Origin of the sequence: Marinobacterium sp. xm-a-152 (assembly GCF_013282965.1) — a bacterium.
GTDB lineage: Bacteria > Pseudomonadota > Gammaproteobacteria > Pseudomonadales > Balneatricaceae > Marinobacterium_E.
The window spans coordinates 174,110-187,423 of record NZ_WBYI01000002.1; the positions used below are offsets into that span (position 1 = coordinate 174,110).

Annotated in this window: 13 protein-coding genes and 1 pseudogene; 8 read left to right on the top strand and 6 right to left on the bottom strand. The window is 48.4% G+C overall.

Annotation, left to right across the window (positions count from 1 at the left end; translation table 11 throughout):
- Positions 1 to 5 precede the first annotated feature (5 nt).
- Genes XMA152_RS02385 through XMA152_RS02410 form a run of 6 tightly spaced genes read left to right on the top strand, consistent with a single transcriptional unit; the run spans position 6 to position 4,627 of the window.
- Positions 6 to 1,229, top strand: a complete 1,224-nt coding sequence (locus XMA152_RS02385; RefSeq protein ID WP_173481932.1) for a hypothetical protein — start codon at positions 6 to 8, stop codon at positions 1,227 to 1,229.
- 10 nt (positions 1,230 to 1,239) lie between these two features.
- On the top strand, positions 1,240 to 1,542 hold the full coding sequence (locus XMA152_RS02390; RefSeq protein WP_173481931.1) for a cytochrome C: 303 nt from the start codon (positions 1,240 to 1,242) through the stop codon (positions 1,540 to 1,542).
- Complete coding sequence (locus tag XMA152_RS02395; protein WP_217363979.1) at positions 1,539 to 2,864, top strand: NAD(P)/FAD-dependent oxidoreductase; 1,326 nt, start codon at positions 1,539 to 1,541, stop codon at positions 2,862 to 2,864. The genes XMA152_RS02390 and XMA152_RS02395 overlap by 4 nt, the downstream gene beginning before the upstream one ends.
- The gene (locus XMA152_RS02400) at positions 2,861 to 3,526 is read left to right on the top strand and encodes a cytochrome c (protein ID WP_173482607.1); all 666 of its coding nucleotides are present in this window, start codon (positions 2,861 to 2,863) and stop codon (positions 3,524 to 3,526) included. The genes XMA152_RS02395 and XMA152_RS02400 overlap by 4 nt, the downstream gene beginning before the upstream one ends.
- A gap of 17 nt (positions 3,527 to 3,543) precedes the next feature.
- A complete protein-coding gene (locus XMA152_RS02405) occupies positions 3,544 to 4,236 on the top strand; it encodes a Crp/Fnr family transcriptional regulator (RefSeq protein WP_173481929.1) in 693 nt (230 codons plus the stop codon).
- A gap of 10 nt (positions 4,237 to 4,246) precedes the next feature.
- Positions 4,247 to 4,627 (top strand): rhodanese-like domain-containing protein, encoded by a 381-nt coding sequence (locus tag XMA152_RS02410; RefSeq protein WP_173481928.1) that lies wholly within the window; start codon positions 4,247 to 4,249, stop codon positions 4,625 to 4,627.
- A gap of 69 nt (positions 4,628 to 4,696) precedes the next feature.
- Here XMA152_RS02410 and XMA152_RS02415 read toward each other — a convergent pair whose 3' ends face one another.
- From XMA152_RS02415 to XMA152_RS12415, 4 genes and pseudogenes are all read right to left on the bottom strand, one after another.
- Positions 4,697 to 5,119: a rhodanese-like domain-containing protein gene (locus XMA152_RS02415; RefSeq protein ID WP_173482608.1), complete on the bottom strand. Its 423-nt coding sequence runs from the start codon at positions 5,117 to 5,119 to the stop codon at positions 4,697 to 4,699.
- A gap of 120 nt (positions 5,120 to 5,239) precedes the next feature.
- Complete coding sequence (locus XMA152_RS02420; RefSeq protein ID WP_173482609.1) at positions 5,240 to 7,699, bottom strand: glycoside hydrolase family 3 protein; 2,460 nt, start codon at positions 7,697 to 7,699, stop codon at positions 5,240 to 5,242.
- Positions 7,700 to 7,720: 21 nt separating this feature from the next.
- Positions 7,721 to 8,614, bottom strand: a complete 894-nt coding sequence (rimK, locus tag XMA152_RS12410) for a 30S ribosomal protein S6--L-glutamate ligase (protein WP_217362114.1) — start codon at positions 8,612 to 8,614, stop codon at positions 7,721 to 7,723.
- Positions 8,615 to 8,689: 75 nt separating this feature from the next.
- Positions 8,690 to 9,106 (bottom strand): annotated as a pseudogene (locus XMA152_RS12415) (ATP-dependent zinc protease); the annotation flags it as partial.
- 177 nt (positions 9,107 to 9,283) lie between these two features.
- On the opposite strand from XMA152_RS12415, the gene XMA152_RS02430 reads away from it, so the two are divergent.
- Both XMA152_RS02430 and XMA152_RS02435 read left to right on the top strand, forming a co-directional pair.
- Positions 9,284 to 10,543, top strand: coding sequence for a PotD/PotF family extracellular solute-binding protein (locus XMA152_RS02430; protein WP_254448265.1), 1,260 nt, complete (start codon positions 9,284 to 9,286; stop codon positions 10,541 to 10,543).
- Between the two features lie 9 nt (positions 10,544 to 10,552).
- A complete protein-coding gene (locus XMA152_RS02435; RefSeq protein ID WP_173482610.1) occupies positions 10,553 to 12,289 on the top strand; it encodes a diguanylate cyclase in 1,737 nt (578 codons plus the stop codon).
- On the opposite strand, the gene XMA152_RS02440 is transcribed toward XMA152_RS02435, so the two are convergent.
- Positions 12,258 to 12,578 (bottom strand): AzlD domain-containing protein, encoded by a 321-nt coding sequence (locus XMA152_RS02440; RefSeq protein WP_173482611.1) that lies wholly within the window; start codon positions 12,576 to 12,578, stop codon positions 12,258 to 12,260. The genes XMA152_RS02435 and XMA152_RS02440 overlap by 32 nt on opposite strands.
- Positions 12,575 to 13,303 carry an AzlC family ABC transporter permease gene (locus XMA152_RS02445; RefSeq protein ID WP_217362110.1) on the bottom strand — a complete coding sequence of 243 codons (729 nt, stop codon included), beginning with the start codon at positions 13,301 to 13,303 and terminating at the stop codon, positions 12,575 to 12,577. Before XMA152_RS02445 ends, XMA152_RS02440 begins: the two co-directional genes overlap by 4 nt.
- Positions 13,304 to 13,314: the final 11 nt, after the last annotated feature.

Sequence of the window (13,314 nt, forward strand, 5' to 3'; positions counted from 1 at the left end):
TCACGATGAATGTAGACTCTTTATACGCACTTCGTGATGTGGCCGGGGTTCCCTCACATCCGATTCTATTTTTAGTGTTAGGTGTCGTCACCTTTGCACTTCATATGTTTGCGGTTCACGTTATGTTGGGCGGTGCAGCGCTGACTATTCGTGGTGCATTAAGCCAAGACAGTTACTGGCGTCAGCTTGCTAATGCCATGCTATCGACCGCAAAAATTGCGGTGTCGGTTGCTGTGGTTATCGGCGTTGCGCCACTACTGTTTGTGCAGGTGATCTATGATCCTTTCTGGTACACCTCTAATGTGCTGTCCGCTTGGTGGGTTATTGGATTCATTATCATACTGTCAGTCGCTTATCTGTTGATCTACCTCTTCTACTTTAAAAATGAAGATCTGACGCAGAATAAGACGAAATGTCCTGGCAGCATGATTCTATCGCTCGCACTGTTCATTGTTGTGGGTCTGATTATGCACACCCTAACCAACCAGATGCTCTCCCCTGATCAGTGGATGGAGTGGTATGCACCGCAGGGGCAGATCGATGCCAGCGGTACTCAGCTTCACTCAATCAACTGGGCGCGTTTCATCTTTATGATTGCTCTAGCAGCACCGGTAACCGGCGCATGGCTTTACGGCTACCGCCACTACATCAGCGTTCGTCCTGGTAGCGACTCGGGTTACCTTGAGTTTGTTCATAATCTGGCGCGTAAACTGCTTGCTCAAGGCTCTGTGGTATCGATTCTTATTGGTGCAATCTGGATGGTTAGCCTGCCAGAGAACCAAATTGAGTTTTTAACCAACCCGATGCTCTACATCACAGCCCTAGCATTGATCGCTTTAGCGATGGTGCCGACTCTGTTTGGCAGCAAAATTAACAACGGCTACACCGCCTACTGGTTAGTAGCGGTCGCCTTTGTAGTGATCGCACTGGTCGCGGTTGATCGTGAAATCATTCGCTGGGTTGCCCTAGTCGTTGAGTCTGGCTACAACCCAATGGACTACCCAATTAACATGGATTGGTACAGCACCATTCTGTTCTTCGCGACTTTCGCAGTTGTCGGTGGCATGGCCTGCACCTACCTAATCACGGTTGCATGGCAGGCGGGACAAACAGAAGGCACCTACACACCATCTGTGGCTATCTCTCGCCTGGGTAACTGGACCATTTACATCATCTTAATCTGGATCGTGCACTACTTTGCCGTCGGATTCTGGGTATGGGCACAGTAAGGAGATGACGATGAAAAAAGTAATGATTTTAAGCGCCCTACTCCTATCCACTTCAGCTTTTGCCGATGAGCGAGCGGAAATTATGGCGAACCCCTGCGCTGTGTGCCACGGCACCAATGGACAGGTTGAAAATTCAGCGTTCATGCCGTTAGCAGGAATGAGTGCCGAGACCTTTGTTAAAACCATGTTGGATTTCCGGACAGGTGAACGCGACTCTACTCTGATGAGAGGTCTTGCTCTTGCATACAGTGACGATGAGATCGCAGCAATGGGTAAATACTTTGAATCACTTGAAGTTGGAGGTGAACAATGATTTCACGTAGAGACTTCCTTGGCATGGCTTTGACTGCTGGTGCAGCAGGTCTGCTGCCACTAAATGCGCACGCTGCAACCGGTAAAGTTGTCGTTATTGGTGGCGGTGTCGGCGGTGCAACCTTCGCTAAATATATGAAGATGAAGGCACCTCAAATTGAGGTCACCATAATTGAGCAAAATCCAATTTACATTCGCCCGTACGGATCCTCTGAAGTGCTCAATGGACACATTGATATCTCTGATCTCGAGGTCAGCTATGATGCTTTAAGAATCAAATACGGCGTCAACGTTGTGATCGATAAAGCAGTTGGACTGGATGCCGATAAACGCATTGTCACAACCGCTTCGGGAGCAAACTTCCCATATGATCGTTTAGTTGTCTCACCTGGTATAGAGCTGCTGTACGAGCGCCTAGACGGCTATTCTCGGGAGATAGCAGAGACTAAAGCACCTTCTGGCTGGATTCCGGGATCACAGACTGCTCTGTTACGTGACCAGATCAAAAACATGCGTCAGGGTGGCACCTTTCTGATCGTAGCTCCGCCTAACCCTTATCGTTGTCCACCTGGGCCATATGAGCGAGGCGCGCTGGTTGCAGAGTGGATGCAGAAATACAATCCAACCGGAAAAGTAATCATTACCGATCCAAAAAATGATTTCGTAACGGGCCCTGACATGCGTCTGGGCTGGAACCGAATGTATGGTTACAACGTCCCTGAAGATCTTCAAGCGGGTATGCCAACACTCAAACAGCACAGTGAAGCTGGCATGATCGATTGGATTCGTGAAGTTGACGGTGGTCGACCACTGTCGATTGACGCAGCAAAGATGCAAGTTGAAACAGAGCAAGGCTTCATTAAAGCTGATGTCATCAATGTTGTGCCGCCGATGAAAGCGGGCAAGATTGCCACAACTTTCGGACTAACCGATCAATCAGGATGGTGCCCCGTAGACCCTTATACTTTTGAATCTAAGCTAGTGGCCAATATCCACGTGCTAGGGGATTCAGCATCCGCTAGCCCTCTCCCTAAATCTGGCTTTGCAGCCAACAATGAGGCCAAAGTCGCAGCGTATGCCATCATCAATCTATTTGCAGGGCGTCCAGTTGAGGAGCCCTCTTGGGAAAACACCTGTTACGCACTAGCCGGTAAAGATTATGGATTCATGGTAATCGGCGTCTACGGAATGCGTGATGGAAAGATAGCTAACCTGCCGAGACCTGGTTTCCAAACACTGGATGTCAGTGAGACAAAACATCGTCTTGCTGCTGTTTACCAGCAAGCATGGATGAAATCCTTCACGGAGGACTCTTTCGCATGAAAAAGTTAATACTTTCAGGCCTTCTTTTAGCAGCCACAACAAGTTATGCATCAGATCAGGTCACACAAGCAACTGAGTGGACTTCTCATTCGCTTCGCTTGGCAACAAGCTCAAGACCTACTGGTGATATATCTCGTGGTAAGGCGCTGAATGATTCTATGATGTGCAGCTCCTGTCACGGTAAAGAGGGGCTACCACCGACTAACCGTTGGCCAGCCGTTGCAGGACAGCTGGAGAGCTACACTTACAAGATGCTGTTGGACTATCAGTCCGGCGCGCGAAGCGAGGATAACCGAGCTAACATCATGACGGCCGTCGCTGACCTAATGTCAGAACAGGATATGTCAGATATTGCAGCCTACTACGCATCGCTACCCGCACCGACCCTAGCGCAACAGTCAGCACCGGCACTGGTAACCGAGGGTGATAAAGATCGACTGATTACTGCCTGTGCCTCTTGTCATGGCCTTAGCGGCCAAGGTGGTATTAAGGGAACCCCTGCTATTGCGGGCCAAACTGCCGAGACTTTGAAGCGTGCGTTAGAGATGTATCGCAGTGGTGATCGTGACTCTGATCTCTATTCTGTCATGCGACAAGCAAGTCAAAGACTCACAAGTAGTGAAATTGACTCATTAGCCAACTATTATAGTGGAACTAATTAACTATAAGAGCGTTGAGTATGGGAACACTGGTTGGTCAAGGGCACTGTTTAACCTGCCCGATTAGGCCGTCGAGTCTGTTTGGATGTCTAAAAGAGTCCGAGCTTTCGCTGATTGAAGATTTTCAGACGCGTGTCATTAAATTTGAGACGGGCGACATTATCTACAATGAGGGCGAGAGTCTCGGACTGATCTACACTCTTCGAGCCGGCCATATCAAACTGACTAAATTCAACAATGAGGGCAATGCTCAGATTGTTCGCTTAGTTCGTCCTGGCGATCTCTTTGGCTATGAAAAGCTGATCAGCAGTGGCACCTATATGCACACAGCCGAGGCGCTGGAACCGATCGAGCTCTGCCAGCTTTCGGTTGAGAAGTTGAACCACCTGCGTGATCAGAGTGGCGCCATCAACCAAGCCATTATTGAACGTGCACTGCAGCAGGTGATGAAAACAGAAGATCACCTAACCCAGGTAGGTCTACTCAAATCCAAACCTCGTTTGGCTTGGTTCCTGCTTCAATGGGTGGGTGAGACTGCAGAAGCGGTCAGCTTCCCGATCAGTCGAAGAGATCTCGCTCAGTATCTCGGCTTAACCATCGAGACCATTTCACGCCATACCGCGGAGTGGAAACGCCAAGGCATTATTAGCGAATCAAAGAACTTGTTAACGATATCTGACAGAGATGCTCTGCAGGAAATAGCGAACAGCTAAAGGAGTTCCAATGAAGACAGCACAAGATCTAGTCATGGCCGCAAAGGCGACCATTAAAGAGGTCAGCGTTGCAGATGCCGATGGTGCCATTCACGACGCTGAGATCGTTATTGATGTGCGTGAACCGGCCGAATATGAACAGGGCCATCTAAGTGGTGCTATCAATATTCCGCGTGGTCTTCTCGAGTTTAAAATCGGTGGCATGCCGGCTCTAGAGTCGCGTGACACCAACATCGTAATCTACTGTAAGACCAGTGGTCGTGCTGCTCTTGCCGCTGCATCTCTTGCCGAGATGGGCTACCTGAATGTCACATCCATTGCCGGCGGTTACGACGGATGGGTAGAGGCAGGTAAGCCGGTTGTGACCCAGAACTTGCCTGAGTTCGGTTAATCACAAGAGCCACACCCTAAGAATCAAAAACGGCGTTCAAAAGCGCCGTTTTTATTTTTGATTTACTGACTAGGGTTTATAGGCGGCGTTTTGTTGCCAGCCAATAAAACCAGACTGCAGAACCACAACATTTTCTCGTCCCGCGACACGCAGTGCAAAAGTAGCCTGTGCTGAGAGAGAACCTGTATTACAGAACAGAATCACCTTGCCAGTCTCTGGAATTTCGTCGATGCGATCCAACACCTGGCGCCACTCAATGTTGATCGCACCCGGAATAGTCGCTTCTGCGAACTGCTCTGCATCACGAGTATCGATAAAGGTTGATGCTTCAAATACGACTTGATCAATCTGCTGAGGGACCATAATACCCGACTCATACTCTTGAAAAGCCATGTAGTCGTTCATCGCTTCAATCGCCTCTTCGTTGGCAACCGCAGCAGACATATTAAATGTGAATAAAATCGTAACCAACGAGGTCATCAAGGCACGCATTCTTTAACCCTACTCTTAAAATTATCAATGGGCTGAATTGTAACGACACAAGCTGTAAAACTCAGTGATTCGCTTAGACTCTTTTGCCACAAATAAAAGTCTCTCTATAACGTTAGTGCATCAGGCTGATGGACAGAGCGTCTTGGCTGACAAATTAATCACCGCTTCACAACCTGGATCCTTGGCATGGAAACTAGCCCGCACTCGATAGTCACCTTCCGCAACCGTCCACATGCCCGTTTTGATATCAAAGTATGCAAAACGACGAAGAGGTAGATGAAATGTCAGATCGGCACTCTCTCCAGCATTCAGTTCCAGCTTCTCAAAGTCGGCCAACTGGAATTCTGGGCGTTCAATGTCAGAGTTAACTTCACCACAGTAAATCTGAACAACGGTCTGACCTTGGCGATGACCAATATTGTTAACACTCACTTTCAACTCGACAATACCATTTGCCACCTTCCGACAACGTAGATTTTCGAGTTGGTAATCACTGTAGCTGAGGCCAAATCCGAAGGGGAATAGAGGCTCAATCTTGTTGGCCTGATAGTGACGATAGCCGATAAACACGCCTTCACGATAAAGCACATGGCCGTCTCGTCCAGGGTAGACCAGTGGGTCATCGGTGTACGTAGGATTATCTTCCAACTTGACTGGGAAGGTCTGAGGCAAACGGCCGGAGGGGTCTTGTTTACCAAACAAAACATCGGCAATCGCATTGCCACACTCCTGTCCTGGGTACCATGCCTGTAATATGCCAGACACTTGATCTACCCAAGGCATTTCAACCGGTCCACCCGTTTGCAATACCACTAGGGTGTTAGGATTAGCACTGGCCACGGCTGCGACCAACTCATCCTGACGACCAGGGAGTTTAATGCCTTCAAGGTCACTTCCTTCCGTGTCCCATTGACCGGATCGACCAACAAACAGGATGGCCACTTCGGTACTTTTTGCTAGTTCTACCGCAGCTTGTATTGCCTCATCCCCTAAGGGTTTTGATAGACCAAAGCGCCATGCGGCAAGGTCGAGATTGTCCGTATCCTTAGTGGCAAACTCCATCTCAAGGGTATAGGTTTTACCTGCCTCGAATCGATAACTGGCAACGACCTCATCACACCCCTCCTCGAAGAAGGTTCGGCCTTTCTGCCAGTGATCCCAAACATTGATCACCAAATCGCCATTCACATAGAACTTGGCAAGGCCTGCACTGTGAAGGCCAATATTAAAATCGCCCGTCTCAGTTGCTGTGTAATCAACACTCGCTCGCAGAGAAAATGCGTGTTGATCGACTAGCCCATTCGCCACTGGGGGTAGAATGAAACTCTGGCTCTCATCAACCTCTTCAGTGAAAACCACCTCACCCGAAAGATCTCGATTGGCGAAGTAATCGACTCGTATCTTTTGGTTAACCAGGGGCTCCCAACGATGGTTAGTACACCCCTGTGCATAATGAATAACCTCACCGCCCAGAAGGTTTGTTAATCCCTGCATAGGTGAAACGGAATAGTGAGGATTGAGCATAGAGGAGCCACCGCCCATGATCTGAGCCTCGATGGCATTAGGCCCAATTACCGCAACGCTATTTAGGTCAGTAGACAGGGGTAGCAAGCCAGTGTTCTTAAGCAGCACACTAGCCTCAACACCGGCACGTCTGATCAGCTGCTGGTGTTCAGGGCGATTATCGGCAATCTCTTTGAACGGCGAAGCATCATTAATAGCACCGCAACGCTCCATCAACTGAACCATGTTAACGGCCAGCTGACGAACCTGTTCAACAGGCACTTCACCGCGATCAACGGCGTTGAGCAATGTGTCACCGCGGTCTCGGGTTGGCCCTGGCATTTCTAGATCTAAGCCCGCATTAATGGTTGGTGCCGTTGTTCTAGAACCAAACCAATCGGACATCACAATGCCGTCATAGCCCCACTCGTTGCGAAGAATTTCGGTCAATAACCAGTGATTTTCGGCGGCATAGGTACCATTAATCTTGTTGTATGAGCCCATAATGGCCCAAGTACCCCCCTCTTTAATGGCGGCTTCAAAGGGGCGAAGGTAGATCTCGCGCAGTGTGCGCTCATCAATATCGGAACTGACCGTTGTGCGCTCAATTTCAGATTCATTTCCGATGAAATGCTTGGGTGTGGCAGCAACCCCTGCACTTTGAAGCCCTCTGATGTATGAGACCGCCAGTGCAGCGGTTAGCTCAGGATCTTCTGAATAGCACTCAAAGTTACGGCCGTTGGTCACAGATCGTTGAATATTGATGGTCGGACCAAGCAGCACGTGCGCCGATTTAGATTTAACTTCGTCAGCAATAGCGCCACCCACCTTCGCAAGCAGAGCGCGGTTCCAGGTTGCGCCTAAAGCAATACCAACGGGGAAACAGGCGGCCGTCACACCGCCAAATAGAGAACCACCACCACGTGCACCATTAGGTCCGTCAGTGACACGCAGCTTATGGATTCCTAGTCTAGGGATAGCATTAACTGACCAAACATCTTCACCCGACAGTAGAGAGATTTGCTCTCTCAAACTCATCGAATCAACCAGTAGCTCTGCCGTCTGTCGGTCAGCCATCACCTCTCCCTTTTATTGGTTTTACCCTTTTAAACGTCGTGCAAAACGTTTCTCAATAGCGGTGATCATAGCGCCCGCAACATCCTTACCGGAAGCCCCCTCAATACCCTCTAAACCTGGGGATGAGTTAACTTCCAATAGAAGAGGACCTTTGCGAGAACGGATGATATCAACACCCGCCACCTTCAGACCTAGGGTTTTAGCCGCTTTAATCGCTAGCTTACGCTCTTCTGCTGAAATGCGAACCGAAGAGGCCGAACCACCTTGGTGTATGTTTGCACGGAACTCACCCGGTGCTGCTGTGCGCATAATCGAAGCCACTACTTTGCCGTCAATGACAAAACAGCGAAGATCTTTGCCATCCGCCTCTTTGACAAACTCTTGTACCAACAAGTTAGCTCGAAGCGCTTTAAACGCGTTGATTACCGACTCGGCTGCTTTGCCTGTTTCGGCCAACACAACTCCACGACCTTGCGAGCCTTCGAGTAGTTTTACGATCAAAGGTGCACCGCCGACCATCTCAATCAGGTCATTGGTATCCATTGGCGAGTTGGCAAAGCCTGTTGTAGGTATATCCAAACCCGACTTCTGCAGCAGTTGCAGCGAGAAGAGTTTGTCACGCGAACTTGTGATCGCCTCTGCCGTATTCTGAACATAGACGCCAAGACTCTCAAAGTGACGAGCCAGTGCACAGCCATAAAACGTCATTGAAGGTCTAATTCGAGGAATGATGGCATCAAAATCGTTCAGGATAGCACCACCACGGTAGTGAACCTCTGGATTATCAGCATCCATCTTCATGTAACACTGTTTGATGTTCAAGAAGACCATCTCATGTCCGCGCGCCTCACCCGCCTCAATCAAACGACGGTTTGAGTAGAGATCCGGATTGCTAGCCAACACACCAATTTTCAGAGCAGTGCGTGCTGTTGGGTTCACGCCGTACATCTGATTACACTCAGTAATGGTGCGCTCACCCTGCAGACAACTACCTTCAGGATCAACGATCATGCGACCTGACATCGCTTCACGACCCAGCAGCATTCTATAACCCATAGAGTCACGGTTAGTGAGTGTTAACTCAGCCTCAAATGTTTGATCTGCCAAGGTAATGTTGGTTTTTACAACGTAACGTCTCTCCGCTGTTCCGCTTGATGACTTAACGGTGCGACGATCAACCACCTGAGCTTCACAACGAACAACTAGCTCATCATTTTTTTGCAGAGGGTGGATCTCGAAAGAGACCCAAGTGTCTCGATTACGAGTGAATTTACGAATGTTAAACGCATGCAGCGATGAGGTTTTTGCCCCCGAATCGACACGAGCTTTAACAGCGGGTAGGCCCAATAGAGGAAGGCCACACCACTCCTCAGAACCAACGATCAGTTTGTCCATAATGTTCTCCATTTAATGGGGCGAACCATAGCTCATAAATCCCCAATCACGTAGCTTTTTATAGCAACGATTGGTGAAAAATACTCAGCCTTTATCTGTATATTTTTTAGCCATATTTAATACCACTTTCAAAAAATAGGTCTATATTGAAGGAGATAGAGTTAAGTTACTGAATTCAGGAGTTGTAAATTGCGACGTAGGCAATTTATTAAAAACGCTGCGGGTATTGCACTGCCTGCAGCAATTGGGGGCTTCCCTGCGATTTTAAAAGCAGAGAATGCTCGCCCGACTATTCGTGTCATGGGAACTCACGTTACCCTGCAGGAAGAGCTACGTCTGCGTGCCGAAAAAGAGCTCGGGATTAATATTCAGTTCTACCCAGGCGGTAGTGCTGAAGTACTCATGCGCGCAACAACCAACCCCTCCTCATTTGATCTGTATGAGCAGTGGTCAAACTCCATAAGAGTTCTATGGAATGCCGGTGCGATTCAATCAATCGATACACAACGAATTCAGTACTGGAATGAGATCAATAACCTCTCGAAAAACGGTCAGATTTCAGAGGGCGCCAAGATCGGCCGCGGTGATGCACCACACCGTATTCTCTATGTACAGAAGGATAAAACTTTAGGCCGTGAGCCTAGCCAAAACGTTAGTTTCCTACCCTATGTGCACAACACCGACTCCTTTGGCTATGACTCACGCTACATTGATCTTGGCGAACCCTACATCACAGAGAGCTGGGGCTGGCTCTTAAACGAAAACTATTCCGGTAAGGTCGCCATTGTGAACGAACCTACGATCGGCATATTCGATTTAGCCTTAGCCGCTCAAGCTAAAGGACTTATGACCTTTAATGACATAGGTAACATGAGTATCAGTGAGATCGATCAGCTGTTTGAGATCGCAATAGATTATAAAAAACGCGGCCACTTCAGGGGAGTATGGTCATCCGTTCCCCACTCCGTCGAGTTGATGGCGAACAACGAAGTCATCATTGAGAGCATGTTCAGTCCTGGTGCTTCTGCACTCCAAGGGCAGGGGATCCCTTGTATTTACGCTGCGCCGAAAGAGGGCTATCGAGCATGGCATGGGGTCATGTGTCTCTCTAGCCAAACGCGGGGTGAGCAAGAAGATGCTGCTTACCAATTTATGAATTGGTGTTTATCGGGTTACCCAGGAGCCTTTATTGCAAGGCAGGGTTATTACATCTCCAACCCAGAACGCTCTAAACAGTTTATGAGCCCAGAGGAGTGGGATTACTGGTACGCGGGCAAACCCGCCGCTAAACCGCTAAAAGGGACAGATGGCTCGATTTCAGTAGCCGAAGGTTCCATAAGAACGGGCGGATCCTACGAACAACGCTTCAGTAATGTTGCCGTTTGGAACAGTGTCATGGACACCTATGACTATACACTGCCCAAATGGAAAGAATTTGTGCTGAGTTAGGGGAGTTGAATGCCTGCTCAAAGAGTTCCTTTTACCACTCGAATTTACACCGGTTATTTTTTAATGGGGCTGATTACCCTTGCGCTGGGGATTATTGCTTTTATCGGGCTCACAACCCTTAACAAACAGTTTGATCAACAAAACGATCTATCGAGCAATTTAAAACATGCAATGCAATTAGGTTTTCATGCAGCCGAGATGCAGAGCCGCGCTGAAACCTTTTTAAGAGTTGGTCAGACCCAAGCAGCCGACTCTGTCGACAATGCCTACCGATCTGCACTGTACGAGCTATCAACGCTCTCGTCATTAGAGAGCGAAACAGCCAAACCGATCATAAAACGAGTGGATGAACATCTTCATACTTTTCAAAAGGCGTTTAAGGCAGCTAAAACTCAGCGATCGCGCCGACAACAGCTTGTAAAGACAACACTTCCCAGTGTCACGAATAGTTGGGGCGCTCTAATCGAAGCCTATCAAAAGCAGACCATATCGGCCGGCTCTTTAGCGATTAGCAACAATATTTGGCGAGACCTATTAATCATCGAAAAACACATGGGGCAATATTTTGAGTCACTCAACCCAGCCGAGCTGGAACTGGTGGATGAGTACTATCAACACGTAATGGGGTTGATAGAAGATCTCTACATTCTAGAGAGCTACCCCCCACAAATCACCCGTTTAGATATCATCCATGACTCATTGGCTCGTGGTTACTCAACATTCAATGAGGGTGTTCAAACCACCCGAAACTATCTCTTTTTAATTAATGTTGTCATGGCGGCCGAGAGTTATGAAATTAAATATCTTTCTGAGAAATTAACTCAAGAGTTCAGGCAGGCCCTAAGCAGCACTCAGGAACAATCTTCAAGCATAGTCAGTTCGTTATCACAGCAGCTGATTGCACTCTGCATTCTCTTTATCTTGATGACGATCATTATCGGCATGGTCGTCGGCAGAAGCATAGAGAGACCCATTGCCATGCTGAGGGAGATTTTTGATCGACTTTCCAATGGCGAGCGAAAAGTCCCCATCCCAACTTACCACTCTAAAGATGAGATAGCGGCACTGGCTGTTTCAGCAGAGGCATTCAGGGAAGCCAACGAAAACACACAGAAGTTGCTCGATAAATACCAAGAGCTCAGTTCGCAACTCGATGAGAAGGTCAAACAACGAACCAAAGAGCTCGAGAAAGCGAATCACCGATTAAAAGATCTATCAGTAAAAGATGGACTTACGCAGATCTATAACCGACGCTTCCTCGATGCAAGCTTGGTCGAAAACTTTAATCGTGCCCGACGCAGCGCCCTTCCACTATCGGTTATTATCTTAGATATCGATTACTTCAAAGCGTACAACGATACCTACGGCCATCAGGCGGGCGATACCTGTATTCAACGTGTCACCCAAGCGATGAGTCATATATTTCATCGCTCTACTGATACCGTCGCTCGTTACGGTGGAGAAGAGTTTGTTGCTCTCCTTTTCGACACGCCTGCACCAGCGGCACAAGCGCTTGCTGAAAAACTGCGTAAAGAGATTGAATCGAAAAACATTCCGCATCGTGCATCACCCATTGGTTGTGTCACGGTGAGTTTGGGCTGTTGCACCTGGACACCTGATACAGAATTCATGAGTGGCGAAGAGCTTTTAAATCAGGCAGACAAAGCGCTGTATCGATCTAAAGATAGCGGGCGAAACCAATTAGGCATCTGTTCTACAAAACCGCCATCAGAAGGGAGTAGCTGAGTATTCCTGCTAGTAATGAGTAGAGTAGGCTTCGCGTCCAAGCGCCAACCAACAAGGTTAAAAACGCAGCGATCAGTCGAGTCGGCTCTAACTCTCCGCTGCTGCTACTTAACACCATAGGCATAGCTATACCCGGCAAAATAGCCACCGATGTATAGCCCAAAGCTCGCTCAACCGGTTTGGGAAGTTGACGATCACCAATTAGCCCTAAGAAAGAGAAACGAATCGCAAAGCTGCCCAGACTTAAGCCCGCTATGATCATCCAAACATACAGATCAGAGTGAATCATACAGCCTCCTTCGAACGGCGCTTTTCAAGCCAAACTTCCGATAGATAGCCCACCGCCAACGCCATGACTCCGGCCACCAAAAGTCCTGAACTGAATGGGAAATCTGCAAATAACAAGGTAAACAGGACTGAGGTAAATGCTGCAAGTAGGTGTGGAATACTTCTTAAAAGTGGTGCAACCAAGGCTAAAAAGGTGACGGGGACCGCAAATTCTAGCCCTAATTCGGATGGAATTTGATTGCCCACCACCGCTCCAAGATAAGTGCCGAGATACCATAGAGAGGAGACCGGAATCGCAACCCCAAAAAAGACACCTAACCGCTCATCCAACGAAAGGTTGGGGTTTTTATTGTGCTCTAGCGCTGTCACAGCGTATGACTGATCAAAAATCCAATAGCTTGCTAGGACTCTCTGCCAGAGTTTCGCTTTCCCAATCAGTGGCACTAGGGCAGCTGAGTACATGCCCATCCTCAGGTTCACCGCAAGCGAGGTGGCTAGAATAATGACGGTAGGGGCATTCTCCTCCATAAGTGTCACGGCTGTAATTTGCGCAGCGCCTGCTAAGACCGCAAAGCTAAACCCCATCACTTGAAGCACATTTAAACCTGCTTCTGTGGCTAAAAGCCCAAACAGTGTGCCAAATGGAACCATGACGATATAGAAAGGGAGCGACGAGATAAAACCACGCCTAGCGCCTTGCCAAAATAGCTTATTACGACCAAACAACAGAGGTTTCC

Bases quoted from the DNA above. Each gene is read 5' to 3' on its own strand.
- XMA152_RS02385 (WP_173481932.1), top strand. From the start codon at position 6: ATGAATGTAGACTCTTTATACGCACTTCGTGATGTGGCCGGGGTTCCC.
- XMA152_RS02390 (WP_173481931.1), top strand. From the start codon at position 1,240: ATGAAAAAAGTAATGATTTTAAGCGCCCTACTCCTATCCACTTCAGCT.
- XMA152_RS02395 (WP_217363979.1), top strand. From the start codon at position 1,539: ATGATTTCACGTAGAGACTTCCTTGGCATGGCTTTGACTGCTGGTGCA.
- XMA152_RS02400 (WP_173482607.1), top strand. From the start codon at position 2,861: ATGAAAAAGTTAATACTTTCAGGCCTTCTTTTAGCAGCCACAACAAGT.
- XMA152_RS02405 (WP_173481929.1), top strand. From the start codon at position 3,544: ATGGGAACACTGGTTGGTCAAGGGCACTGTTTAACCTGCCCGATTAGG.
- XMA152_RS02410 (WP_173481928.1), top strand. From the start codon at position 4,247: ATGAAGACAGCACAAGATCTAGTCATGGCCGCAAAGGCGACCATTAAA.
- XMA152_RS02415 (WP_173482608.1), bottom strand. From the start codon at position 5,119: ATGCGTGCCTTGATGACCTCGTTGGTTACGATTTTATTCACATTTAAT.
- XMA152_RS02420 (WP_173482609.1), bottom strand. From the start codon at position 7,699: ATGGCTGACCGACAGACGGCAGAGCTACTGGTTGATTCGATGAGTTTG.
- XMA152_RS02435 (WP_173482610.1), top strand. From the start codon at position 10,553: ATGCCTGCTCAAAGAGTTCCTTTTACCACTCGAATTTACACCGGTTAT.
- XMA152_RS02440 (WP_173482611.1), bottom strand. From the start codon at position 12,578: ATGATTCACTCTGATCTGTATGTTTGGATGATCATAGCGGGCTTAAGT.